General features: G+C 41.8%; 25 protein-coding genes. 13 read left to right on the top strand and 12 right to left on the bottom strand.

Going from position 1 to position 26224, the window contains the following annotated elements:
- Positions 1-39: 39 nt before the first annotated feature.
- Positions 40-801 (bottom strand): site-2 protease family protein, encoded by a 762-nt coding sequence (locus tag KXV15_RS04960; RefSeq protein WP_240007046.1) that lies wholly within the window; start codon positions 799-801, stop codon positions 40-42.
- On the opposite strand from KXV15_RS04960, the gene KXV15_RS04955 reads away from it, so the two are divergent.
- A complete protein-coding gene (locus KXV15_RS04955) occupies positions 796-1062 on the top strand; it encodes a hypothetical protein (RefSeq protein ID WP_240007045.1) in 267 nt (88 codons plus the stop codon). The two genes, KXV15_RS04960 and KXV15_RS04955, sit on opposite strands and share 6 nt — an antisense overlap.
- On the opposite strand, the gene KXV15_RS04950 is transcribed toward KXV15_RS04955, so the two are convergent.
- Both KXV15_RS04950 and dcm read right to left on the bottom strand, forming a co-directional pair.
- Positions 1057-2373, bottom strand: coding sequence for a Sau3AI family type II restriction endonuclease (locus KXV15_RS04950; protein WP_275671546.1), 1317 nt, complete (start codon positions 2371-2373; stop codon positions 1057-1059). The two genes, KXV15_RS04955 and KXV15_RS04950, sit on opposite strands and share 6 nt — an antisense overlap.
- Positions 2363-3628 carry a DNA (cytosine-5-)-methyltransferase gene (gene dcm, locus KXV15_RS04945; RefSeq protein ID WP_240007043.1) on the bottom strand — a complete coding sequence of 422 codons (1266 nt, stop codon included), beginning with the start codon at positions 3626-3628 and terminating at the stop codon, positions 2363-2365. The genes KXV15_RS04950 and dcm overlap by 11 nt, the downstream gene beginning before the upstream one ends.
- A gap of 154 nt (positions 3629-3782) precedes the next feature.
- On the opposite strand from dcm, the gene KXV15_RS04940 reads away from it, so the two are divergent.
- Entirely contained in the window at positions 3783-4757 is a 975-nt protein-coding gene (locus KXV15_RS04940; RefSeq protein ID WP_240007042.1) for a cysteine synthase A, read from the top strand.
- On the opposite strand, the gene KXV15_RS04935 is transcribed toward KXV15_RS04940, so the two are convergent.
- Complete coding sequence (locus KXV15_RS04935) at positions 4758-5435, bottom strand: hypothetical protein (protein ID WP_240007041.1); 678 nt, start codon at positions 5433-5435, stop codon at positions 4758-4760. It abuts the gene before it with no gap.
- A gap of 198 nt (positions 5436-5633) precedes the next feature.
- Here KXV15_RS04935 and KXV15_RS04930 point away from each other — a divergent pair, with 198 nt between their 5' ends.
- The 6 genes from KXV15_RS04930 (at position 5634) to KXV15_RS04905 (ending at position 11550) form a co-directional block, all read left to right on the top strand.
- Positions 5634-6563, top strand: coding sequence for a ribose-phosphate pyrophosphokinase (locus tag KXV15_RS04930; RefSeq protein ID WP_240007040.1), 930 nt, complete (start codon positions 5634-5636; stop codon positions 6561-6563).
- Between the two features lie 291 nt (positions 6564-6854).
- Positions 6855-8498, top strand: coding sequence for a SulP family inorganic anion transporter (locus KXV15_RS04925; protein ID WP_240007039.1), 1644 nt, complete (start codon positions 6855-6857; stop codon positions 8496-8498).
- Positions 8499-8677: 179 nt separating this feature from the next.
- On the top strand, positions 8678-9289 hold the full coding sequence (locus tag KXV15_RS04920) for a 50S ribosomal protein L25/general stress protein Ctc (RefSeq protein WP_240007038.1): 612 nt from the start codon (positions 8678-8680) through the stop codon (positions 9287-9289).
- A gap of 90 nt (positions 9290-9379) precedes the next feature.
- Positions 9380-9994, top strand: a complete 615-nt coding sequence (pth, locus tag KXV15_RS04915) for an aminoacyl-tRNA hydrolase (RefSeq protein ID WP_240007037.1) — start codon at positions 9380-9382, stop codon at positions 9992-9994.
- A gap of 64 nt (positions 9995-10058) precedes the next feature.
- Complete coding sequence (locus KXV15_RS04910; protein WP_240007036.1) at positions 10059-10391, top strand: hypothetical protein; 333 nt, start codon at positions 10059-10061, stop codon at positions 10389-10391.
- Between the two features lie 28 nt (positions 10392-10419).
- Positions 10420-11550 (top strand): glutathionylspermidine synthase family protein, encoded by a 1131-nt coding sequence (locus KXV15_RS04905; RefSeq protein ID WP_240007035.1) that lies wholly within the window; start codon positions 10420-10422, stop codon positions 11548-11550.
- A gap of 3 nt (positions 11551-11553) precedes the next feature.
- On the opposite strand, the gene KXV15_RS04900 is transcribed toward KXV15_RS04905, so the two are convergent.
- From KXV15_RS04900 to KXV15_RS04885, 4 genes are all read right to left on the bottom strand, one after another.
- Positions 11554-12627: a lysozyme inhibitor LprI family protein gene (locus KXV15_RS04900; RefSeq protein ID WP_240007034.1), complete on the bottom strand. Its 1074-nt coding sequence runs from the start codon at positions 12625-12627 to the stop codon at positions 11554-11556.
- Between the two features lie 90 nt (positions 12628-12717).
- Positions 12718-14007, bottom strand: a complete 1290-nt coding sequence (gene serS / locus KXV15_RS04895) for a serine--tRNA ligase (RefSeq protein WP_240007033.1) — start codon at positions 14005-14007, stop codon at positions 12718-12720.
- 74 nt (positions 14008-14081) lie between these two features.
- Entirely contained in the window at positions 14082-14933 is an 852-nt protein-coding gene (locus KXV15_RS04890; protein WP_240007032.1) for an NAD(P)H-hydrate dehydratase, read from the bottom strand.
- A complete protein-coding gene (locus tag KXV15_RS04885) occupies positions 14930-15697 on the bottom strand; it encodes a tRNA1(Val) (adenine(37)-N6)-methyltransferase (protein ID WP_240007031.1) in 768 nt (255 codons plus the stop codon). The genes KXV15_RS04890 and KXV15_RS04885 overlap by 4 nt, the downstream gene beginning before the upstream one ends.
- Positions 15698-15870: 173 nt before the next feature.
- Here KXV15_RS04885 and KXV15_RS04880 point away from each other — a divergent pair, with 173 nt between their 5' ends.
- Complete coding sequence (locus KXV15_RS04880) at positions 15871-16881, top strand: polyprenyl synthetase family protein (protein ID WP_338050412.1); 1011 nt, start codon at positions 15871-15873, stop codon at positions 16879-16881.
- Here the strand turns inward: KXV15_RS04880 and KXV15_RS04875 are convergent.
- From KXV15_RS04875 to KXV15_RS04865, 3 genes are read right to left on the bottom strand one after another with little or no spacing between them, the layout of a single operon-like run.
- Complete coding sequence (locus KXV15_RS04875) at positions 16874-17905, bottom strand: glycosyltransferase family 4 protein (RefSeq protein WP_240007030.1); 1032 nt, start codon at positions 17903-17905, stop codon at positions 16874-16876. The genes KXV15_RS04880 and KXV15_RS04875 overlap by 8 nt on opposite strands.
- Positions 17898-18794 carry a 4-(cytidine 5'-diphospho)-2-C-methyl-D-erythritol kinase gene (locus KXV15_RS04870; RefSeq protein WP_240007029.1) on the bottom strand — a complete coding sequence of 299 codons (897 nt, stop codon included), beginning with the start codon at positions 18792-18794 and terminating at the stop codon, positions 17898-17900. Before KXV15_RS04870 ends, KXV15_RS04875 begins: the two co-directional genes overlap by 8 nt.
- A gap of 57 nt (positions 18795-18851) precedes the next feature.
- The gene (locus KXV15_RS04865) at positions 18852-20597 is read right to left on the bottom strand and encodes a tetratricopeptide repeat protein (protein ID WP_240007028.1); all 1746 of its coding nucleotides are present in this window, start codon (positions 20595-20597) and stop codon (positions 18852-18854) included.
- A gap of 91 nt (positions 20598-20688) precedes the next feature.
- Here KXV15_RS04865 and KXV15_RS04860 point away from each other — a divergent pair, with 91 nt between their 5' ends.
- Entirely contained in the window at positions 20689-20838 is a 150-nt protein-coding gene (locus tag KXV15_RS04860) for a hypothetical protein (RefSeq protein ID WP_240007027.1), read from the top strand.
- 74 nt (positions 20839-20912) lie between these two features.
- Here KXV15_RS04860 and KXV15_RS04855 read toward each other — a convergent pair whose 3' ends face one another.
- On the bottom strand, positions 20913-22562 hold the full coding sequence (locus KXV15_RS04855; RefSeq protein ID WP_240007026.1) for an electron transfer flavoprotein-ubiquinone oxidoreductase: 1650 nt from the start codon (positions 22560-22562) through the stop codon (positions 20913-20915).
- 135 nt (positions 22563-22697) lie between these two features.
- Here KXV15_RS04855 and KXV15_RS04850 point away from each other — a divergent pair, with 135 nt between their 5' ends.
- The 3 genes from KXV15_RS04850 to ypfJ are packed head-to-tail and all read left to right on the top strand — an operon-like array spanning position 22698 to position 26224.
- Positions 22698-23519 carry a uracil-DNA glycosylase gene (locus KXV15_RS04850; protein WP_240007025.1) on the top strand — a complete coding sequence of 274 codons (822 nt, stop codon included), beginning with the start codon at positions 22698-22700 and terminating at the stop codon, positions 23517-23519.
- Positions 23512-25221, top strand: coding sequence for a lytic transglycosylase domain-containing protein (locus KXV15_RS04845; RefSeq protein WP_240007024.1), 1710 nt, complete (start codon positions 23512-23514; stop codon positions 25219-25221). Before KXV15_RS04850 ends, KXV15_RS04845 begins: the two co-directional genes overlap by 8 nt.
- 55 nt (positions 25222-25276) lie before the next feature.
- A complete protein-coding gene (gene ypfJ, locus KXV15_RS04840; RefSeq protein WP_240007023.1) occupies positions 25277-26224 on the top strand; it encodes a KPN_02809 family neutral zinc metallopeptidase in 948 nt (315 codons plus the stop codon).

The raw sequence follows: 26224 nt of genomic DNA, 5'->3' as shown, positions 1-26224 counted from the left end.
AAATTTTTAACGCCCTTTTCGGATTTTCGGAAAGGGCGTTTAATTTGCGCCGCTTATAAAATTATCAAACCCGTTCATAAGGGCGTCAATATTCATGCCCATCATTTGAATGCCATCAACCGCAGGGCGTTGCAAAATAAAGAACACACCGGGGAAATAGAATACCGCAAACAAAAGACCAACCATCATAATCGCCGATAGTTTTAACATTTTTGCACGAAATTCGGGGTTAAAATAAATTGATAATGCCCCAAAGCCGTCAAACCCCGGCAGTGGCAAAAGGTTGAAAATAAACGTATAAAATTGCAAAAATGCCGACAGCGTAAGGGCATCATCAATTATTGCGTCATGCTCAACCCGCCCCATAACAAGATAAATTAACCCCAACCCAATCCCAAAAAACAAATTCGCCAATGGACCGCAAATATAGGTCAGGGCAATTTCAAACTTGGTTTTAATTTTGGAATGATCAAGATAAACTGCACCACCCGGCAAAGGCAAACCACCGATTAAAAGAATGATAATTGGATAAATAAACGATGTCGCCGCATTGCCATACAAAAGCGGGTTTAGTGTCAAATAACCCTTTTGCGCAACATCATTGTCACCAAATTTATATGCCGAATAGGCGTGCGCAAATTCGTGCAAACAAAGCCCAATAATCCATACATCAAGCACAAAAATCGTAAAAATTATTCTTTCGAATAGGCCGCTTTCAATTTTATCAAGAACCACCAATAAAACCAAAGCCAAAGTAACAAGTGCAGGAAATACGAGTTTTGAATTTTTCAAATTATGCATGATGATTTGATAGGTTCATATAGATTTATTGTAAATAGGCACAAATCATTTTCAAAAACTAAGCATAATAAAATGATAGCATTTTTACCAGAAAAAATCCGCCGTCAAAAACTATCAAATGCTATCATTTTCGAAACTTTCAATATTGGCCTTTTGGGAATGATTATAGGGGCATTTGTTGAGGTGGGGATAAGATCGTGTAAACTTTGCCCTCCCCTTGCGGGAGGGTGGGTATTAGAAAACATAGGTTATTATTTATGAAATTATTTTCTTTATATAGCTTCTTGAAATCCAATATCCGCGCTTTCTCTCCATACGACCAGAAGGAGTTTCCATAACATCATTTGAATTCCGTCCTTTAGTTCTTACAAAGCAAGGCAAGCCATCAGACGACTTTATGAAATTATCAAAATCATCGTTAGCAATTTTAAATCTAGTATCTTCCCAAAATTTTTTCGCTAGTTGCAAATCCTCATAAGGCATTGTCCAAAACATAGCTTTTCTTAAAATTGATACTCCATTAATTTCTTCGAAAACAACAAAAAAGAATCTTTTAGTTAGAGCGTCATGCCAGTACGAACTCTCCCATTCTTCATTCAAAATTTCTTTGTATGATATCTGTTTAAAAGACATTTCTTCGATGGGTGTTCCTAAACTGTTTATAGGAATTGTCTTCATTTGAATGTCAGCTTTTTCAAATTCTTCAATTTTTCTTTTGTTTGAAACTCCTAATACAGCTCTACACAATGTTGCTACTTTGTCTTTACTAACTCCAATACTAACCCCTAAATTTTCGGCTATCTCATTGATAGATTTTCCATAAAACACCTTAAATTTATCAATAATTAATTCTTCGAATGATTTTATTTTTAAATCATCCGATGAAACTAATGATTCATAATCTGCACTATTGGTATATTGTTCAATTATAGAATTCACATAACTGGGTTTTAAGGAATATGCTCTTTGTGGCGCTTTTATAGTATTAAAAGGCTGTTCTCTAAAATTAGAACTCAATCCACCTTTACTACCCTTTGTGCAAGCACCTAAATATAGAGTGTCGCCCTCAGAAAGTTCATGTGCTCGTCCATCTCTTATCTTAGAAACTATTGTCGCCCAATCATTCTTAATTATTTCAAGATCTTTATTTGGGTATTGCCATAAAAATATATACTTAAATATAAACTCTACATCAGGGACATCGTTTAAATACAAGAAAAACATCATAAGCAGAAGCTTATTTTTCTTCCAAAAGCTACTGGTTTCAAATGTGCTCTTATGTTCTTGCATAAAATCAATAATATTTAAAACGACTCTCTCTTTTGCTCTCAAACCCTTTGAAGTCTTTTTCAGAGGGCAAGTTTTTAACTCAACCCCAGCTTGGGGAAAATCTGGTTGTGAATATGAATTTGGTTTATAACCAAAATAAAATTCTTCAACTTTTTGCCCTAAGCCGCCTTTTCCTTTTTTACTAATTGATGCAACTTCAGGAAACATGTCACATAACGATTTATTCAATAATCGCTTTGCGTATTTCTCAATCGAACTTTTGTCGGCAGCGTCATATAGCATTTTCGACCATTCTATCTTTCGCGTTTTCAACTTCTAAAATGGATGCAGCTATTTTTTCTATAACCCCAGTAACTAATGCATTTCCCATCAAGAACGCTCTTCGAACATCACTAGCTTCAGCAGTATGATTATCTGGAAACATATTTAATCTTTCCAACTCAATAGGTGTAAGCCTTCTTAATCTTCCGGTTTTATCTTCTATAATGTGCTTAAATCTTGAGGGCGCACTGCCACCTTCGCCAGTAATTATAGTTCTTGATGGCTTATCTAGGGCGTCAGGAAAAACCATACCGCCCTCTGCATAATTATACTCAAATCCACTAGCTTTGTTTATGCGTTTTTCTTTTTTTGCACCCTTTAGATATTTCCAAATATGCAAATCTTGTTCATTTATATAATATTTCTCAGGAACGTTTCCATCCAATAAGATATCACTAAGGGTTGTTATTCTACCATTATATCTTGAAGAAGTTTTTAAAGTATAAGCTTTATTACCAATCAAAATACCAGTATTTTCGAAAGGTGAATCTCCGCCAATTATATTAAAAGATTCAGTTAATTCTTCTAAGTTACTACTAATATAAACCTCTCTCAGAGGCTTAATTGGCATTACAGGAAAAGCTTTTGCAATAGTTCCATCCTTCACCAACCAATCACTTTGTACTGACGCATGAATTTTATTAGCAATATTGGTATTTTCTTTATAAGCTAATATAAAAACCCTTCTACGTCTTTGTGGAAATCCATAATCAGCGGCATTAATTACGCGCCATTCAATTATGTATCCGTGTGAGGCCAACGAAGAAAGCATAATAGCAAAATCACGCCCCCTTTGCTTGGCAGGAGATTTAATCAATCGATCAACATTTTCAAGAAATACAAATTTAGGCTTATTGTGTTTTTCTCGAATAATTCTTTCAATTTCCCACCATAAAACACCTTTCTTCCCGACTAGCCCAGCCGCCTGATTTAATGTTCTGGCAACAGAATAATCTTGGCACGGAAAACCACCGACCAGCATATCGTGATTTGGTATTTCAGATGTGGGAACTTTTCCAATATCCACATTACTATGGTTTTCTTTCCCAAATCTTGCTTCATAAATTTCAGACGCAATTTGAGATTTAGTAGAAGGCTCGAACTGATTGCTCCAAACAACCTTGTATGTTTCAGACGCATTTTGTAAGCCAATTCTAAACCCGCCAACACCAGCGAATAGTTCAACTACTTTAATATGGCTCAAAGAATCTTTCATAAATTTTGTATATATTGGTTTTCAATAAAATCAAATTTATAGCACAAAATAATATATCAACTCAAAAAACCCCATTCTCCCCGCGCCCCATCCAATAGAATTTATTTCTAAATATAAATATTAATCCCCAAAAATATTGGTGTATAATGCCGATATGGCAGAAAATGTATTAAATCTTATTGGCAACACTCCCCTTATCCGTCTTAATGCCGCAAGTGAGGCGACGGGTTGTGAAATTTGGGCAAAGTGTGAATTTTTAAACCCTGGGCAATCGGTAAAAGATCGCGCGGCATTATCAATCATCCGCGATGCCGAACAAAAGGGCTTGCTTGAAAAAGGAGGTACAATCGTCGAAGGCACGGCGGGCAATACCGGAATTGGGCTTGCACTGGTTGCCAATGCGCTTGGTTATAAAACCAAAATCATTATCCCCCGCACGCAATCAGAAGAAAAGAAACAGGCCCTGCGCCTTATGGGTGCCGAATTAATAGAGGTTGACGCCCTTCCCTATTCCAACCCCGGCAATTATGTCCGTTATTCAGGGCAAGTGGCACAAGAAACCGGTGCATTTTGGGCGAACCAATTTGATAATGTCGCCAATCGTCTGGCGCATTTTAACACCACCGCACCCGAGATTTGGCAACAAACAGACGGCAAGATTGACGGCTTTATTTGCGCGGTCGGTTCCGGCGGCACATTGGGCGGAATTTCGCAATATTTAAAATCAAGAAACAAAGACATCCAAATTGGTCTTGCCGACCCCATGGGCGCGGCACTTTTTAATTATTATAAACACGGCGAATTAAAATCCGAAGGTTCATCCATCACCGAAGGCATTGGCCAAGGGCGCATTACCAAAAACCTTGAAGACGTGGATATTGACCATGCGTTTCAGGTTGCGGATAGTGAATGGCTGCCGGTAATTTTTGACCTTGTAAAGCATGAAGGGCTGCTTATGGGTGGTTCAACCGGTGTAAATATTGTTGGCGCAATGAAATTGGCACGCGAACTTGGCAAAGGCAAAACCATTGTCACAATGCTTTGTGACTATGGTAATCGTTACGCCGGAAAAATCTTTAACCGCGAATTTTTGCACAGTAAAGGCTTACCAGAACCAGATTTTTTATAGTCACGCCATTTCCTTTTCCCGAAAGAACCGTGCAAAAAAGCCCATTTTGCGGCGTGCATCCGCAGCGCGTGCCTTTAATTCCATAATCTTTTCTTGAAGTGGCTCTTCCCATTCGGCGTTTAAAAATTGCCCAGCGCGCGTGTGAAATGGTTCATGTATTTTATCGCCCAAAAGTGCAACCTCCATCACACGGTTAAGGCCGCGCGTATAACCGGGTTCATAATGATGGTCTTCATCGGCGTTTAAAACTTCTTGCCAGCGCCAAAACAGGCTTTCGAAGGCATCAACAAAAATGGTTCTTTCTATGTTTTTTTCAAAAACTTCGAATGCCGCATTTGCCGCCTCAAAAAGTCTGAAATAATTGCGATGGTGACAAACCGAAAGTAAAAATGTTTTATGCCGTGCCGCATGGTGCCAATTATTGCAAATACCACGAATTACGCCCGCCAAATCATATGGATCCATGGATTTATCAAGGTAACGCTGCACCAAATTTACATTTCCACTATATGCCTTTACGCCCATTGTGAACACTTGCGCCAACATACCGATATCATCGCTCAAGGCAGGTTTTTTAAGGCGTGACTTAAGTTCATGCACCTCATAATGGCGCAGCTTTCCACCCGCTTGAAGGCGGTCAAAAGCTTCATACAGGTTTAATGTCTGATTACGGTTCATTTTGGTTTTTTATAAAAAAAATCTTTTCAAAAAATAAAAACGCCGCCCGAAATCATGCAAAAAACGTGATTTTATCATTAAATTTCATACATAAAATTTCAAATTTGATACATTTTTGTTATTTTTCGGGTTGTAATGCCACGCCCAAAGTTTTATTGAGCGCCCATCGGTTCATCAGAATCTAATGAGGGTAGTCGGGTGAAAATTATATCGGGGAATTCCAATCCAGAATTGGCGCAAAAAATCGCGTCTTATTTGGATATGTCGTTGTGTAAGACAACAATTAAGCGCTTTGCAGATAATGAAATTTTTGTAACTATTGATGAAAACGTCCGCGGTGAGGACGTTTTTGTGATTCAGTCAACATCATATCCTGCCAACGACCATTTGATGGAATTGCTTATTTGCATTGACGCGCTTCGTCGTGCATCGGCGCGCCGCATTACTGCGGTATTGCCGTATTTTGGCTATGCCCGACAAGATCGTAAGACAGGTGGCCGCACACCAATTTCTGCAAAACTAGTTGCCAATATGATTACTGCCGCTGGCGCAAGTCGTGTTTTAACCATGGAACTTCATGCCGGACAAATCCAAGGTTTCTTTGATATTCCAACCGATAACCTTTTCGTTACACCGGTTATGGAACAAGATATTCGTGAAAAATATTCACTTGATAATCTAATGATTGTTTCGCCTGACGTTGGCGGTGTGGTTCGCGCCCGTTCATTGGCAAACCGCCTTGGTGCGCTTTTGGCAATCGTTGATAAACGCCGTGAAAAACCCGGTGAATCCGAAGTTATGAATATTATCGGTGACGTAACTGGTAAAGACTGCGTTCTATTTGACGACATCGTGGACAGTGCCGGTACGCTTTGCAACGCCGCCGCCGCGATTATGGCAAAGGGTGCAAAATCGGTTGCTGCATATGTTGCACACGGGGTTTTATCGGGTGCGGCATTTGACAGGATTGCGGCATCGGCATTCAAAGAAGTGGTCGTAACCGAATCTATTTCCCACCATTCGGTCGAAAGTGCACAAAAAGTGCGCTATGTTAATATCGCACCACTAATTGGTGAGGCTATTCGAAGAATTGCCAATGAAGAAAGTGTTTCAAAACTTTTCGATTAAAACCAAGCCCCCGCAAGGGGGCTTTTTTAATAGCCGCAGTAAAATTATTCCTACAATTTTTTGGTTGATTGTTCATAATAACGGGCAATTCGCAAATTTACATAAATCCATATTTTAAGCCAACAGAAAACTTTTTTATAATTCAAATTTAATTTCTGTAATTATTAAGGTTTTTTTTGAATTTTTGGTCGCTTAATGGTTGTTATAATGGCGGCAAAGTTGTAGCTTTTTAAAAAGATGCGAATTCTCGCCATTCATAATAATTAACACCAAATCGCTTAAATAACTGATATGTTTGCAAATCGTACGGATTTACTTCCAAAATTTTATACTTATGCCCGTCGTGGCTATGATTTTGAAACCTTTAAAAAGGATATTATCGCGGGGCTTACGGTCGCGATTGTTGCATTGCCGCTATCGATGGCGATTGCCATTGCATCGGGGGTTTCGCCGGCGGTTGGTTTAAAAACTGCCTTTGTAGCAGGGTTTTGGATTTCGGCACTGGGTGGATCGCGCTTTCAAATTGGTGGGCCAACTGCTGCCTTCGCCCTTGTGGTTGCCAATATTATTCAAACCCACGGGATGGATGGGCTTTTGCTTGCCACTATGATGGCGGGGATAATGTTAATGCTTTCGGGTTGGTTAAAACTTGGGGTGTTTTTAAAATATATTCCCAATTCCGTGGTTATCGGTTTCACCACAGGGATTGCGGTAACAATTTTCATAACCCAAATCCCCGCGTTTTTTGGGCTTACGCTTGGGCATGACAGTACAGAGATTGTTGAAAAACTAAAAATATATGCCTCGGCATGGCATACCGCCAACCCATTTACAATGATGGTCGCGATTGCATCATTGGCATTGATGATATTTTTGCGTAAAAACTTTCCAAAATTACCATTCTTTTTGATTGCGGTTGTGGTTTTCACCCTAATTGTTGGCTTATTACACCTACCGACCCAAACCGTTGGCGATAAATTCGGCACGATTATCACCACCATTCCCGATATTGTTATCCCAAAATTTGATATAAAACTTATCAAAGAAATGATACCATCGGCATTTACAATCGCATTCCTTGCAGGGATTGAAAGCCTTTTATCAGCCGTGGTTTCCGATGGTATGACTGGCGCACGCCACCGCCCCAATGCCGAATTAATGGGGCAAGGCTTTGCCAATATCATGTCGGCAATTACCGGTGGCCTTCCGGCAACTGGGGCAATTGCCCGCACCGCAACCAACATCCGCGCGGGTGCAAGAACGCCAATGGCGGGGGTAATGCATGCAACCTTGCTTTTGATTATATTAATGCTTGCTGGACGCCTTACATCCTATATCCCGCTTGCGGTTTTAAGTGCGATTTTGATGATTGTGGCGTGGAATATGGCGGAGATTGGCAAATTAATCCGCTTTGTAAAAGTATCAGGAAATTCAGACAGAACCATATTGTTCATCACCCTTTTCTTAACTGTATTCGCCGATTTAACCGTTGCGGTAGAAGTTGGCGTGGTTCTTGGCGCGATGTTCCTAATGCACAAAATGAGCGCGAATTTCGAAATTGAAAGCGTTGATGCCGACCATCATTCCGATATGCGGGAACGCCTTCCCCCAAATTGTGAGATGTTCCAAATCAATGGTCCATTATTCTTTGGCGCAGTTAATACCTTTATTGATGCGATTGAAAATATCACAACTTCAAAAGTGAAATGGCTTATCATTGATATGGCGCATGTACCCTTTACCGATGCCAGCGGACTTTCGGCATTTGAAAAAACCTTTTCAACCTTAAAAAAATATGGCGGTAAAATCATTTTCAGTGGCACAAAAGAGCGTATCGCATCTGATATTAAGGCACTCGTAACCTCATTAGAGCGCACCGATATGGTATATTTCGCCAAAGATTTTGATGAGGCCGTGACATTAGCCAGCAGTTAATCGCTAAAATAGGCGGTTTTCGCAGATATTTGTCGCTAAATAGGCGATAAGCGCTTGCGATTCCATATAACATCGGTTATGGGGTGCGCCTCGTTTCGTCTTTATGAGTTTGCGATGCTGGGTCTTGACCTTTGAATTTTCATAAAGACTTGTTTTAATTTTTATTCTGGAGTGTCCCAATGTCATCAAACATTGTTATTGAAGTGGACGTTCGTGGTGAAACTGGCACAGGTAGCGCGCGTGCAGTTCGTCGTGAAGGTCGTGTCCCTGGTATTCTTTACGGCGGCGGTCTTGATCCGGTTGCAATTTCTGCAAAAGGCAATGAGCTTTTGAAAGCAATCCGTTCAGGTAAATTTATCGCCCACACTGTTACCCTTGAGCATAAGGGTGAAAAACAATTGGTTATCCCTAAAGATGTTCAATGGCATCCGGTTACTGATTTCCCAGTTCACTTCGACCTTTACCGCGTTGATGAAAATTCAATCATTAACGTTGAGGTTCCTGTACACTTCTTGAACCAAGAAACTTGCCCAGGCTTGAAAAAAGGCGGCGTTCTTAACGTTGTTCGTCACACTGTTGAACTTGACGTTCCTGCTGGCAAAATCCCTGAATCAATCGAAGTTGACCTTACCGGTATGGAAATGGGTCACGTTATTCACATTTCTGCTATTAAACTTCCAGAAGGTGCAAAACCAACTATCGATCGTGACTTCACTGTTGCAACAATCGCAAGCCGCGGCGGGGCACAAGCTGCTGCTGATGATGCAGAAGATACTGCTACTGAAGAATAATAGCGATTTACAAATATGTTTTAAAAGGCTTGGCAATGCCAAGCCTTTTTTATTATAAGCAGCAATAATTTTTATTTATTGGTTTCAAATATGTTTCTTCTTGTTGGTCTTGGTAATCCGGGTGATAAATATGAAAAAAACCGCCATAATATCGGTTTCATGGCGGCGGATGCAATTGCGCGCGAATTAAATTTCGGCACAGAGAAATCAAAACTTCAAGGTCTTTACCGCGACGGCACAATTGAAACCAAAAATGGCCCCGAAAAATGCATCCTTTTAAAACCGCAAACCTATATGAACGAGTCCGGTCGTTCGGTAGGTGGGTTTGCGACATTTTTTAAAATCCCGCCAAAAAATATTATCGTATTCTATGATGAACTTGAGCTATCGCCCGGCAAGTGCCGTTTCAAGCAAGGCGGCGGCACAGCGGGGCATAATGGGTTAAAATCCATCACCGCCCAATTGGGTTCTGATTATAAACGGGTTCGCCTTGGCATTGGGCATCCGGGCAAAGAAAAGGTTTTGGGGCACGTCCTAAGTGATTTTTCGTCAGAAGACTTTAATTGGGTCGATAGATTAACCACTGCCGTTGCGCAAAACATCAAATATGTTCTTGTCGGTGAAACCGATAAATTCCAAACCGAGGTTTCAAAAGCTGCGCCACCACCACCAATTCCTCACTGGTTAAGGGGTGGTGAAAAATAGCTCTGCCCGTTGCAATTTTAAGAAAAGCAAAATATATTTAACGCCTTAGAGCGAACTATATTAAATGAACAACTTTTCCAAACCTAAACTTACAACTGTGCTTGCTGGCGCGGCATTGTTTTTGGCATCTTGCGATAATCATAAGAACCAACAGGTAGAACTGTGTGCCGATAATAATGGTTGGCGCGTAAATGACGAAAATTGTCGTCAACAAAATAATTATGGCGGCGGCGCAGTAAATGGCGGTCACCATGTGTATGTACCATATTATTCATCAAGCATCCCAAGAGTTGGCGAAAAAATAGTTGGTGGTTCAGCCACCCCAATCAGTGGGCGTTCAATTGTTTCCCGTGGTGGTTGGGGCAGCCACGGACATAGTTTTTCGGCACATTCATAATTCAACCAGCCTAGATAAAGGCAATATAATGCAGCGTATTAGTATAAGTCCACGAAATGACTGGAAACAATATGTAGAAAAATATGGTCTGGTTTGGCATTCAACCGATGAATATAATTACTGGAACGAAAGCGCATATTATTCCTTTAGTCAATATGAAATTGATAAAATAAAAAAAGCCACCAAACAAATCTATGAAATGTATCTTGAGGCTGGTGATTACATAATATCTCGTGATTTATTCCGACAATTTGGAATTCCTGATTGGTGCAAAAATGTAATAATTGACACCTGGAATAATGAACCACCATGCCTTAATTACGGGCGTTTTGATTTTGGCTTTGATGGCGAAAACCTTAAACTACTTGAATTTAATTGTGACACCCCCACCTCTTTATTAGAGGCATCAATAATACAATGGTATTGGAAAGAAGATGTCTTTCCCGACAAAAGACAATTCAACGAAATACATGAAGCATTAGTTGAAAAATTCGCCGATATAAAAAACATTATCAAGCGCGAAAAACTTCACTTCGCATATTTTAGCGAAGATAGCGGTGAAGATCTTATAAATGTTTCTTACCTTATGGATTGCGCAATTGAGGCAGGAGTAAGTTCAGAAATTTTAAATATAGAAGATGTTGGCTGGCATAAAAAAAGCTATTTTGTCGATGAAAAAGATGAGCCAATTAGGAATTTATTTAAATTATATCCTTGGGAATGGATGGTCCATGAAGAATTTGGCCCCAAGATTCTGCAAACCTCTATCAAAACTAATTACCTTGAACCAATTTGGAAAATGCTTTGGAGTAATAAAGCTATATTGGCAATTTTGCATAAATTATTTCCAAATTCGGAATATATTCTTGCGGCCGACTTCAAACCTGTTTTAGTGGCAAAATTCGTGAAAAAACCAATTCATTCCCGCGAAGGTGCAAACATCAAAATCTTCAATCATTCGGAAATATTACACCAATCAAGCGGTAATTATTTTGGCGATGCAATTTATCAAGAATTTTTTAATATACCCGAATATGGCGGTAAATTCCCAATTATTGGTAGCTGGATAGTTGACGCATATCCCGCAGGTATTGGTATTCGTGAAGGCGGAATTATTACTGATAATATGGCATCTTTTGTGCCGCATATTATCGAATAAAAACTAACACCCTTCCGCGACCTTATTAAGATGGATGTTTAGGGCATTGCGAATATCGGTGCGTGAATATTTTTTTGCGGGCAAATATTTTGCGTAATATGCCACAAGTTCATCAAGCGCATCATTAAACGCTTTTGGATTTTGTTTGGAAAAATCATCGTCATTATAACCTTGATTTTCGCCGCCCAAAATTTCATCTAATTGCCCCATTCTTATAAGGCTATTTTCACGAATATTTGAATGGACAATGCCGTGAATTATTGTGCCACCACAATCAGGCGCCTTTTTGTATGCAAAGGCCTCTATGGCAACGAATTTTGGTAATTGCGGCAAAACTACCGAACAATCAGAAGATGGCAAAAACCCGTCAATAGAGCTTCCGAAATAGGCTTCGGTAGCATTGGAAATCCCTGGCTTTTTCAACATTGCCGCACATGGCATACTTATTGGCTGTTCAAGACCATAAGCAGAAAGAGCATAAAGCACACCAAAGTTTTTATCGCTTTTCAAACCGTCTTCTGGCGATTTAACGCCCGCATCGTCTGCAACCGATTTCACATAATCATTAGTACTTGCCATTTTGGAATAGGCAGGGCGGAAATAATTGGCAATTCGTTTATCACGCGATGGCGTTTGCGGCATGGTTACATATTCATAAACCGCATGATAAAATGGTGCAGCAGCAGGCAATTCCTTATCAATAATCGGAAATGATTTTTCGGGGTTAACAAACAATGTATAAATCGCAAGATCATAAATCCGGCTGTCATAGGCACGATTAATGCAATCTTTGGCTTCTTTTGCCTTTTCGCAAGTTTTTTGCCCCTTTATCCAATCAATTTGCGATGATTTGATATTTGAAACCCCTGTCCCAAATGCACTTATTGATGCGGTTTTATAAAATTCATTTAACAACGCATCTTTTTTGGCAAGTTCGGGTGTAACACACACCAATCGCTCTGAAAATGATTTTGCCTTGGCACAATCAAATGACGGCGCAGTTTGGGCGTGGGCAGCGCCAAAAAATGCAAATGACGAAAAGAGTGGAACCAAATAAAACAGATTAGATATTTTCAAAATCAAATCCCCACTTGAAAAACTTTGTGCAAAGAGCTTTGGAAAGCACAATTTCCAAAGCCTTCACATTATATTTTGTCTTATTTATGTTTACCCGACTTTTTCCGCACCATTCATGTATTTGCGTAATACATTTGGAACGGTAATTGTACCATCGGCATTTTGGTAATTTTCCAAAACCGCAATCAAGGTGCGCCCAACCGCAAGACCAGAACCGTTCAAAGTATGGACAAAACGTGTGTCTTTTTCGCCCTTTTTACGGGTGCGGGTATTCATGCGGCGCGCCTGAAAATCACCGCAGTTTGAGCATGATGAAATCTCACGATATTTATCTTGGGCCGGCAACCAAACCTCTAGGTCATAGGTTTTACGCGCGCCAAAGCCCATATCACCAGTACAAAGCACGATTTTACGATATGGCAACTCAAGCGCTTGAAGGATACCTTCGGCACATGCGGTCATACGCTCATGTTCTTCCTTGCTTGTTTCTGGTGCAGTGATTGACACCATTTCCACTTTCCAGAATTGGTGTTGGCGTATCATGCCGGTGGTATCTTTACCCGCCGAACCAGCCTCTGACCTAAAACAAGGGCTTAGAGACGTTAGGCGGATTGGCAAAACTTCTTCTTCAACAATCTCGCCCAAAACCGTATTGGTCATTGAAACTTCGGCAGTTGGGATAAGGTAACGATCATCAGTGGTTTTGAACAAATCTTCTTCAAATTTTGGAAGTTGCCCCGTGCCAAACATTGCACCAGAACGCACCAAAACCGGACCAGATGCTTCGATATAGCCATTTTTTTCGGTATGGGTATCAAGCATGAATTGACCAATTGCGCGCTCAAGACGGGCAATTTGGCCACGCAAAAGCACAAAACGCGCGCCCGATAATTTGGCGGCAGTTTCAAAATCCATTGCCTTAAAGCCGTTTTCGGTAATACCGGCACCAAGTTCGATGTGATCTTTTGGTGTGAAGTCAAATTGGCGTGGGATTCCCCATTTTAAAACCTCAACATTTTCTTCTTCGCCGCCACCGTCTGGAACTTCATCAAATGGCAGGTTTGGCAAGGTTTGCAATTTTTCATCAAGCAACAATTGCAATGCGGCCTCTTCACTGGTTGCGGCATCAATATCCGCCTTTGCCTTGGCAACTTCTGCCATTAGGCGATTGGCCTCTTCTTCATTTTTTTGTGCCTTGGCGGCGCCAATGGCTTTTGATGATGCATTGCGCAAGGCTTCGGCTTCCATGCGAGTGTTTTTGGCGGCACGAAGTTTGGCATCAATTTCAAGAATTGCAGGAGTTTGTGACGATAGACCGCGTCTTGCCCATGCTTTATCATAGCGTTCAGGGTTTTCGCGAATTGCTTTTATATCGTGCATTTTTTACTCCATTAAATACTGGCGTTTCTTTAGTTTGATGCGGGTTAATTTTCAACCGCCATAAAGCTAAATCTTCATTGGGCGCGCAATTCATTGGGCGCATATTCATTAAGAATTTCTGGCAAGATATTTGGGATATCCTGCGCCATAAGTCCTGCACCGAATGCCTTGCCACATTCACTATGAAGATAGACCGCAATTTTTGCCGCGCTCATCCCATCAAGCCCCTGTGCCACAAGCCCGCCAATCATGCCAGCAAGGCAATCACCAGTGCCCGCAGTAGCAAGCCAAGGCGTTGAATTTTCCAAAACCGCCACATCACCATTTGGTGATGCAATAACTGTCTGTGCGCCCTTGTGAACGATTGTGGCATTGATTTTTGCGGCGGCCACTTGGGTGATTTCAATTTTTTCATCCAAATCATCGGCGCTATGCACGAAGAGACGTGAAAATTCGCCTTCATGCGGGGTTATGATAGTTTCAAATTCACGCCCTTTAATAATTTCGCGCAAACCGTGACTTGAAGTATCATTTGCAATCATCATCAAGGCATCGGCGTCAAGCACCAATTTATTTTCAAGCCCCAAGAGTGATTTTATCGCCGCATATTTCCCCTTGCCAAAACCCAATGCCGGACCAATAACAATCGCCCGAAAATCAGTAATTTTTTGCGGCAATGCTGGTGAATATTCATACTCTTCAACCATTATTGCAGTTTCGTGGGCGGCAATTATTCTTGCGGCATCAATAGAGGCAAACATGACCACCCAACCCGCACCAATACGCGCCCCACAATTGGCAACAAGACGCGCCGCACCAGTGTGCAATTCCCCGCCCGAAAAAACCGCAAGCCGCCCGCGCGAATGTTTGTGGGCGTTGGTTTTAACCCAGGGGAAATCCTGCATAACACTTTTGTCGATTATCATTTAAAAAGCCCCTCAAACACTTCAAGATTTTCACCACGGCACAGCCCGTCAATCTCTGGCAAATAAACCCCGTCATTTTCAATATCACGAAGATAAAGCGATGGCAGGATTTGCGTTGGCGCTTTTGATGCCTTTTTTGCGCGCACAATGATACGATTGGCATTTTGTGTGGTTTTGGGGTGGATTGGCAAAACGCGAATATCCCCTGCCCGATTCTTTAATGCGTTCAAAATATCGGTCATTCTATCGGCGCGATGTATGACTAAAATGTCACCTTTTGCGTGACAAAGCCGCAACATTGCAATTATCCATTTTTCAAGCGGCTGCCCAATAATATATGCCGATTGCCGCGCCATATGGGGATCACGAATTGTTGTATTATCGTCAAAAAAAGGCGGGTTGGAAATTACCAAATCAAATTTATTTTCGATTTCTTTATTGGGCTTTAAGCCATCAATATTTTGCGCAACAATATTTTCAAAACCATTTTGGGTAATATTTTGCTGCAAAAGCCCGAAATATCTTTCGTCTTTTTCAATCGCCAAGGCATTGATTATATTTGGTTTTAATCGCCAAAGGGCGCTTAAACTTGCAACACCTACACCCGCACCAAGTTCGGCAATATTTTTCACATTGCCTTTTGCTCCCGCCGCAGCACCCAATAAAACCGCATCAATTCCCGCACGATACCCCTTTGCAGGTTGAGTGATTCTTAGCGAACGTTCTAAAAAATAGTCATTGGTAATTTCGATATTTTCTGTCATAAATCTGCCTAATGGCCTTTGATATTAGAATTATTTACACTCTACAAGTGTGACCTTATTGCATTTTACCATTTTGTCCTATTGGAATTTTTGTGTTTAAGCTGTAATCGCGGTTTGAAATTTTAATTATAAATGTCATAAGCAAAATTGCACTATAATTTCGGAGAATTGTTTTGAACGCACCTGCAATTGTGCCTGCTGTGAAAACTCCTAATGCGATGGAAATTCTTTCGCAACTTCTTGAGGGTGAGCTGGCGCAAACTGAAGTAGAAATTTCATCGCAAATGATGTCGAATGTCGGCCTTATCCCCGATGTTGCCCATCACCTTGTGGACGCAGGTGGCAAAAGACTTCGCCCGCTTTTAACACTAGCTGCCGCCAAAATGTGTGGCGCGGTTGGCAAGCCCGCAATTAAACTTGCGGCGGCGGTTGAATTTATCCATTCGGCAACCCTTTTGCATGATGACGTTGTTGATGGTTCAAACCTACGTCGTGGGCAAAAGGCGGCGAACCTAATTTGGGGTGACAAGGCAAGCGTTTTGGTTGGTGACTTCCTTTTCGCGCGTGCATTCCGCATGATGGTTGCCACAAATTCACTTCGCATCCTTGAAATTTTGGCGCGCACCTCATCCGTAATTGCTGAAGGTGAAGTTTTGCAACTTGCGTCAACTTCTGCCGGAACGGCAAAACGCGAAACCTATTTTGAGGTTATTTCATCTAAAACCGCGGCCCTTTTTGCTGCGGCAACTGAATGCGGCGCGATTTGTGCCAGTGCGGATGAAGATACTATTGATGCCTTCCGTATTTATGGTCAAGAACTTGGTATGGCGTTCCAACTTGCTGATGATGCACTTGATTACGGTGGCATTACCCAAGAACTTGGAAAACGCGTTGGCGATGACTTCCGTGAAGGTAAGGCAACATTCCCATTAATCGCCGCACTTGAAAAAGCCGATGACAAGCAAAATGAATTCTGGAAAAAAGTGCTTGCCCGCAAACATTCTGATGAGGATCTTTACACTGCCCTCACCTACATCAAGCAAACCGGCGCGATTGAGGCAACATTGAATGAGGCGCAATCACGTGCCGATCTTGCCAAGGCGGCATTAGATAATCTTGCGGATTCTGATATCAAACAAGCACTCATTAGCCTTGCTGATATGGTTGTAAGCCGTATTAGATAATTTTGGCTTCTAATCGCGGTCTTAAGATTGCGAAGGCAATAATATAAATCACAACCATTCCGGCAAAAATCACTGCTTGATAATTTTGTGCAAATTTATCGCCAGCAATTGCCGCCGCAACACAAACTTGGGTTTGCAACCATAATAATAGCGCGGTGTAAAAATGTGACTTTCCGCCTTTTATAATGCGTTGATAAATATGGCGGTTATGCGCAGATAAAATATTTTCACCCAATTTAATGCGGTGAATAATTGTTAAAATCACATCCGCAAGAATTGGCAAGGCACAAAGCGCAATTGCAAAAACATTCACGCCCGCCTTTGCTGCCAATAATCCCATTGCGCCATAAAGACCGCCAATAAACCACGAACCCACATCACCCGCAAAAATATTCCCCTTACCCACATTATAGGTCAAGAAGCCCCAAATAGCGGCGGTCGCCAAAAAGCACATTGCCGCGCCACCAATTTCGCCATGTAAAAAGCACATCGCCCCAAGCCCGATAAAGGATATGGAAATTGCGCCAAAAGCAACGCCATTGGCCCCGTCCATAAAATTCACGGCATTAATCATTAACATCAGCCAAAGGAACGAGCCGACAATCCCAAAAATCATGCCGATTTCAATGCGTATGCCGGTATAAATTGGCAGGGTTTTAACAACAAATTCAGGCCGCAAAAAAAGGCCAATTATCAAAACCAAAAGTGCCATTCTAAAATGTGATTTAAGGGTAAAAACATCATCAATCAGGCCAATTAACCCTAAAGAAAGTGATAGCCCGACAACAAACAAAATTTGCTTATTTTCAACTAGACCCATTTGGTGATTTAGTGAGATTAAGCCAGCACAAAAACCCAAAATAATTGCCAAGCCACCCGCCGTTGCATTATTTTTGTCATGCAATTTGCGGGCATCATTTGGCGCATCATTAAGGTGCGCACTTATTAACAAGCGCGTGCAAACCAGTGACGCAATAAAGGCAAGCATTCCGTTAATTTGGAATATATTTAATTCTTCACTCATGATTTCCAGCCAGCGTCCCTGCTATTGCCCAAATTTGGTTATTATAGATTTCGTGCAAAGTTTCTGCACCCTTTTTTGCATAGTCTGCATTTTCGAAAATTGCAAAAACACTTCCGCCAGAGCCAGACATACGAACCAATTTAACTCCAGTAAGGTTTTTCATGGTTTTTACCAATAGTTTCACCTGCGGATAAAGTGCAAAATTTGCATTTTCAAGGTCATTTTTTGCGCTTGAAATAAGATCGCAAAACCCGTCCAAACTAGTGGTATCTTTAAATTCAAATTCCGAAAAATCGTAATCTTTTAAATAGTCAAATTTTTTATAGATTGATGGGGTTGAACATTCCACCAATGGGTTGGCAAGCACAATCGGAAGATTGGGAAATTTTGGTGCCGGTGCAAATTCATCACCAATATTGCGCATAATTATTGGCAAACCCTTTAGGCAAACCGGAACATCGGCCCCAAGTTGCAACGCGATTTTCTCCAAAACTTCATAATCTAGACCGAGATTGAATATCTGGTTCAAGCCAATTAATGCCGCCGCCGCATTGCCCGAACCACCCCCAATGCCAGAGGCAATTGGCAAATTCTTTTCAAGTTCAATTTTTGCCTTAATTGAATGCCCAACATGCGCCTCAAGCAATCTTAATGCCTTGATAATTATATTATTTTCACCAGTATCAAGCCCATTAGCAAAGCGACCACTAATAATTAACTCAAGGCTTTCTGACGGAAGAAAATACAAATAATCGCCAATATCTTTTGTAAATGCCACGAGTGAATCAAGTTTGTGATATCCCGCATATTTTTCACCCGCCGCAATTGGCGCACTTACGTGCAAGGTAAGATTTATTTTTGCAGGCGAGAAATAGCGTTGCAGAGACATTCACAACAACCAATTAAATTGCTTTTTTAAACATGACTTTTACACAGCCTCTGGCATTTATTGTTGGGCCATTTTGCTTTTCGGTAAATTTTCGAGACCTTTTTCAACCTTTGACAATACGCGCGCCTTGTCTGAATCTTTTTCATAAAGGCGGGATGCCTTTTCCCATTCTAACTTTGCCTCAGTCTTGCGGTTGGTACGGAAATAGGCGTCGCCCAAATGTTCAGCAATTTCACCAACACCTGGCGATAATGAGAATGCAACCTCGAGCCTGTCAAGCGCTTCGTCATATTTTCCCATGCGGAATAATACCCAGCCAAGACTGTCCAAAACCTCACCAGAGCGCGGGTCAAGTGCAACCGCATCTTCAAGTAATTTTTGTGCCTCTGGTAAATTTATGTTCCTGTCAGCAAGGGTATAGCCAAGGCTGTTCATAAGGCTTGGGTTGCCGGGGTTTAATTCATTTGCCTTGCGCAAGTCTTTTATGGCATTGTCCCAATCTTCGATGCCCAAATAGGCATTGGCACGCCCAAAATACAATTGCCACATCTCAAAACCGCTTGTTGATGATGCAGCATCGGCAATCACACTATTATATAGTTCAATTGATTTATCATATTGTTTGGTATCAATATAATATACTGCGGCGGAAACGCGGTTGGAAATGCTTGGATTTGCTTTTAAAGCGCGCTCGGCAATTGCAACACCTTTTGCCTTGTCTTTATCAAAGACAATACTTGCCAATAAAGAACTTGCCTGATCGCCATTCAATGAATCTGCCGGAACAGCTTCTAATAATTTTACCGCGTCATCATCGATATTAAGCGCAGAAAGAATTCGTGCCGATGTAACGTTTAATGAATAAAGTGTTGGGTCAAATTTACGGGCAATTGCAAGCTCTGATAATGGTGAGCCATTTCGGAAATCACCTGATTGCGCAATTGAAATCACCCCTAATGAAGAGCCAATATATTTATTAATTTGCTTTTTGTCTTTTTTCTTTAACGCCGGCAATTTTCCCGCATCAATTGTTTTATAGACATTATCATAATAGGAATCTGATGCATTGGCGGCCTTTAATTCATTTAAAACCGCAAGCGCCTTATCTTTTTGACCAGTTGATGCCAGTAATTTAACATAAGACTCGATACCAATTTGATTTATTGCACCTGATTGATATGCGGTTTCATAGGCCGCAAGCGCATCCTCATTATCACCAAAATATTGATATAAAAGGCCACGTGAATAATTTGCGGCCTTGTCAATGCTTTTGATACCGGCTGGAACGGTAGCAATTTTTAATGCCTCATCCTTTTTGCCTTCTTTGGCCAAGGCCCATGCCTTTAGGTTGCGGGCAAAAAGCGCGCGAGTTGGCGTGAAAACGGTTGAATCCTTGTCGAATGGCAATAATTTATTTACGTCACCAGCCTTACCAGACAAAAGCGCATTATATGCCAAAATCAATTTAGCATCGTCATTTAAAAGCGCCTTATCCGCAGGGATAACAATCTTGCTTGCATTATCAATATCGCCAAAAACCATATAGGCGCGAACCGCACGATCGAACAATTCGCTATCAGATTTGTTATGCTCCCATGCACTCACATACGCGGCGGCGGCAAGTTTGGCATCGCCGACATTTTGGGCATATGTGCCAGTTAAGCTATCGGCATAAAGATTACCAAGCTCTATGGCATTGTCGCGGTGCAAAACAACGGGTTCAGAAGCAAAAGCAGGGGCAACGCCAACAAAAAAGCAAAGTGACGAAAATCCAAAAACAATATTTTTCAAGCGTGATTTCATTTGACCAATCTATAACGCCGCAAATTCATAAGCAAGCGCAATATCATGTTTATTATTTATAGTTTTGGTGAAATGTTTTTAACGCGCCATCATGACCATGCATTTACAAATAATATGTGGATTTTGGCAAAGAGATATTGGTGAGAACCGCGAAGCGGGTATGTTAAACCTCATGAGCAGGCTCGCCAACAAATCAACAACTATTGCCATGATTTATTCAGAAGATGTGGGGTTGGGCTAAGAAATACGGGTAAGACCGCGCAGCAGGTATGTTAATACCTGCGAGCAGGCTTGCCCGTAGTTCGACGTCCAAACCTACATATTCGAGTAAATAGGACCTTCGCCACCTTGGGGAACAGTCCATGTAATGTTTTGGTTTGGATCTTTGATATCGCAGGTTTTGCAATGCACGCAGTTTTGGGCGTTGATTACATATTTTCCGTCAACCCATTCATAGACACCGGCTGGACAATAGCGGGTTGATGGGCCGGCAAATACGTCTAATTCTGAAGCCTTTTGCAATTCGGCATCTTTTAAAACTAGATGCACTGGTTGATCTTCTTCATGGTTGGTGTTTGATAAGAACACAGAAGACAGGCGATCAAATGAAATAACGCCATCAGGCTTTTTATATTCAATTTTCGTGCATTCAGCGGCAGGTTTCAAACATTCTGAATCCGGCTTGCCATGTGCCATTGTGCCAAATGGCGATACGCCCAATAAGGTGTTGAACCACATATCGAGACCACCAAGCGCAACCCCAACCATTGTGCCAAATTTTGACCAAAGTGGTTTTACGTTACGAACGCGGTACAAATCTTTTTTGATTTCAGAATTTTGATAAAGCTGATTAAGGTTTGGCAGGGTTGCCGGTGCATCACCGCTTTTGAACGCTTCATCAATTGCGATTGCCGCCAAAATACCAGATTTAATTGCGTTATGAGAACCTTTAATACGCGGCACGTTCATAAAACCTGCCGAACAACCAACCAATGCACCACCCGGGAATGCCAAATCAGGAACTGATTGGAAGCCACCCTCGGTCAAGGCGCGTGCACCATAAGCGATACGTTTGCCACCTTTGAAAGTATCTTCATAAAGTGGGTGATGTTTTAACTTTTGGAATTCTTCGAAAGGCGACAAATATGGGTTTTTATAGTTTAGATGCACCACAAAACCAACGGAAACAAAATTATCGCCCCAATGGTAAAGGAATGCACCGCCATTGCCATCTTCATCTTTTAATGGCCAACCGAATGAGTGTTGGACGGTACCTTTTTTATGTTTAGCAGGGTCAATTTGCCATAATTCTTTGATACCAATCCCATATTTTTGATAATCGGAATTTTTATCAAGGCCATATTTTGCAATTGCCTGCTTTGATAAAGAGCCGCGCGCACCTTCTGCAAGGATGGTATATTTTGCATGAAGCTCGATGCCCGGTGTAAAGTCACCCTTTGGCTGACCATCGCGACCAACGCCCATGTCACCAACCTGCACACCTTTTACAGAGCCATCATCATTGTAAACCAATGCAGCAGCAGCAAAGCCAGGGTAAATTTCGACCCCTAATTCTTCGGCATGGGCGCCAAGGAAGCGCGCAACATTACCCAAAGAGCCGATATAATTTCCATGATTATTCATCAATGGCGGCATAAGGAAATGTGGCAAACCAATAGAGCCGGTTTCATTCAAAAGGTAAAATTCATCTTTTTGAACTTCTGTTTCTAATGGGCAGTCAGATGCCTCACGCCAATTGGGTAAAAGTTCATCAAGACCTGATGGGTCAATAACCGCACCAGATAAAATATGCGCGCCAACTTCGGCACCTTTTTCAAGAACGGCAATATTTAATTCTTGGTTCAATTGTTTTAATTTGATTGCCGTTGAAAGACCCGCAACACCAGCCCCGACTATGACAACGTCATATTCCATAGACTCGCGTTCGATTTCTTGATTATCCATAACTTTTCCCCAGTTAGTCTGTTTTAATTTATGCTGCGAACTTTATTTTAAATATATTATGTAGCATTGCTTTTAAGACTGAAAAATTTTAAATCAAGCATTGGTTATTTAATTTCCTGCGGTATTGCAGAAACTTTGGTCGAAAAATTGGGAAACAGTGTTTCAAACAGCGTTAATTTTCATGATGCCGCCATTAATCTCTTGGGGTGGTGGGAATCAAACGGTGTTTCGGTAATTGAACCAGTTGAAGATATTAAAACCAATCGCGAACCGCCAAAGGCAAAACTTACGCCATCGCTACCAATTGCGAATTTAAACGTTTCACAAAATATTGCCAATCCAAAAGATGCCATCGCCAAGGCCGAAGAAATTGTTGCTCGCTGCACATCACTTGAATCTTTGCGCGCGGCACTTGATGCATTTGATGGTTGCGCACTAAAGCCCAAAGCAACACAGATGGTTTTTGCCGATGGTGCGCTTGATGCCCCCATCATGGCAATTGGCGAAGCGCCAGGACGAGATGAGGATGAACAAGGCAAACCATTTGTTGGTGTATCGGGGCAATTGCTTGATAGGATGTTTGCCTCAATCGGTCTTGATCGCAAAACCAATCTTTACATAACCAATTGTGTAAATTGGCGCCCACCCGGCAACCGCACACCGACAAAAGAAGAGACAACAATTCTTTTCCCATTTTTACAAAAGCATATTGAATTGAAAAATCCAAAAGCGATTATTTTGGTGGGTGCTGTTGCGGCGAATACCGTCCTTAATTCGAGTGATGGTATCAATAAATTGCGTAAAAAGGCGCATGTTTATAAATTGCCTGATGGGAGTGAAATTCCGGTATATTGCATTTTCCACCCATCATATCTCTTGAAACGCCCAATCGAAAAATCTGGCGCTTGGAAGGATTTATTAAACATTAAAAGGCAAATTAAACATATATTTGGGTGATTCTATCCAAATCATTGTTAATCTTTTGGTGTTTAAATTGCGCTTTGCTTTTGGTCTGTCACTTATGGCGTTGATAATGGGTGGTTTTTCAACCGCAACCGCCCAGACAATCACCCTTAGCTCTGATAATGGTGGCTATGAAGCGCGCGCGCAATTAATGGCAATCGAGCGAGACCATCAATTATACACACACGCCTTTGGCCTTATCGCAAGCAATGACACCGCAAAGATTGATGAAATCACACGCCAAATAACCGATAAATCACTTTTGCCATATCTTGAATTTCGCATGCTTGAAACCTCTGAGGATAAGCAGAAATTATTGGGGTGGTATAAAAATAATAACGATAAATTCGGCGCCGATATAATTTATTTCAAACTGCAAAGAATGGGCGTTAAAGATATTTCCGCGCCCATCTTTCCCAAAAAACGTGAAAATCTTATAAGTTTTAAAGCCCCAAAAGAACTTGCCAATGAACGCGCGCCCAACACCACCGCAGCGGACATTGCTGCAGTTTCACAAATCGCAAGCCTTTTCCGTGCCAACCGCGATATTGCCGCCATCAATCTTGCCGATTTACAGGGCAATAGCGGGGTAATTGGTAAAGCCACATGGTTTGGCGGCCTTGCCGCATACCGTATCGGTCATTATCAGGATGCCTTGCGCTTTTTTGATAAAACTGCAAACTGGCAATATGGCGATGATTTCACCCGTTCAGAAGGGGCGTTTTGGGCGGCACGCGCCGCAGCAAAATTGGGCAACAAAGAATTAGAAGATAAATATCTAAAAATCGCTGCCAATACGCCATTCACATTTTATGGACAATTAGCGATGATGCGCCTTGGGCTTTGGGATAATTTCACAATGCCTGATGCCGCCAATGAGGGTAAAAGCCTTTATGATATTGTTGAGGCCAGCCCGCGCCTAAAACATGCCATAGAATTATTTGATATTGGCCAAAAAGACATTGCGCAATTTGAATTACGCAATGCATGGCTTGAAAATGAAACCAAGGATGACATTGCCTTTACCACAATTGCATCAGCATTAGGTTTCGAAGATTTATCTGATGAAATCGCCCGTTCAACAGTGTTTACAGGTATTGCCAAAGCATACCCTCTGCCACTTGATGCCCATCCACGGGGTGGTGATTTTGTGTTGGACCGCGCCCTTATTTACGCAATTATGCGCCAAGAAAGTAAGTTCAACTCAACTGCGGTTTCTTATGCCGGCGCACGTGGCCTTATGCAATTAATGCCGGCAACTGCGGCATGGCTTGCTGGTCGTCCCGATTATCGCAATAACCCAAGTCTTTTGCATGATGATGAGGTTAATATTTCACTCGGCGAAAATTATCTTGAATATGTTTTACGCCTTGATCAGATTAACAACTCGGTTGCCCGCGCACTAATGGCGTATAATGCGGGCCCGGGGAATGTGAATAAATGGTCGCGCAATATCGCCATGAGCAATGATACTTTGATGTTCATAGAGGCCACACCAAACACCCAAGCGCGCGAATATGTTAAAAAGGTTATGACCAATCTTTGGGTCTATCACAAACGTTTGGGTCAAAATGCGCCAACACTTGAAAAACTGGCATTTGATAAAGCCCCAGATTATGAGCCACAGGATAATCCGCGCTTTGCCCGCAACACCTTCGCACCTGCGGCAATAAAGACTGCTATGAACAAACAATAGTGCTTTAAATAAAGCGCGTGAACATTTATTATGCCTCTAAAATAAAGAGGTAATAATGCGCGACGAAAATCTCAGGGAATCGACAAATATTGAAGACCGCCGTGGTGGTTCAGGTGGTGATGATGGTGGCTTTGGCGGCAACTTAGGTGGTGGCTTTGGCAATGGCGGAATTCCAATTCGCACCGGTGGTGGTTTGGGCTTTGTAATTGTTGTTCTTTTGATTTTGTTCTTTGGTGGCGGCAAAAACCTGCTTGCCAATTTGCCCTCTGATAATAATTCATATTCCCAAAGTGGCTATCAAGGACAGGATACAAGTGCCAACGGCCTTAATACAGCCAATGATCGCAACACAGACGAAGCACGCACCGCAAAACGTATTGCCCGCGTTCTTGGCTCGACCGAAGATTATTGGGGCAATTATTTCAAACAAAATGGCGGAACCTATAACCCGCCAACTTTGGTCATTTTCGATAATTCAACCAAATCGGCATGTGGAACGGCATCCCAAGCAACTGGCCCATTTTATTGCCCAGGTGATGGCAAAGTATATCTCGATATGGGCTTCTTTAATGAAATGCGCACTTCATTGGGTGCAAATGGTGATTTTGCCGAAGCCTATGTTGTTGCCCATGAAATTGGTCACCGTGTTCAAGACGAAATGGGAATTTTGTCAAAAGCACACCGTGCAATGGCACGCTCTGGCGAAGATAAGGGGGCCAACTCGCTTTCCGTTCGTATCGAGCTTCAGGCCGATTGTTTTGCCGGCGCATGGGCAAAGAATGCGATTGCCGACGCCGGAAACCTTGAACAAGGCGATATTGAAGAGGCAATGAATGCCGCAGAATCCGTGGGTGATGATCGCCTGCAAAAGCGTGCCCAAGGTTATGCTGTTCCTGACAGTTTTACCCACGGCACATCCGCACAACGTGAAAAATGGTTTAATGTTGGTATGAAATCAGGCGACCCTGCGTCATGCGATACATTTAATGCCAAAAATTTATAA

This window comes from Pseudaquidulcibacter saccharophilus, from assembly GCF_019455445.1.
Taxonomy (GTDB): Bacteria; Pseudomonadota; Alphaproteobacteria; order Caulobacterales; family Aquidulcibacteraceae; genus Pseudaquidulcibacter; species Pseudaquidulcibacter saccharophilus.
This window is presented reverse-complemented; position numbering and strand designations above follow the sequence as displayed.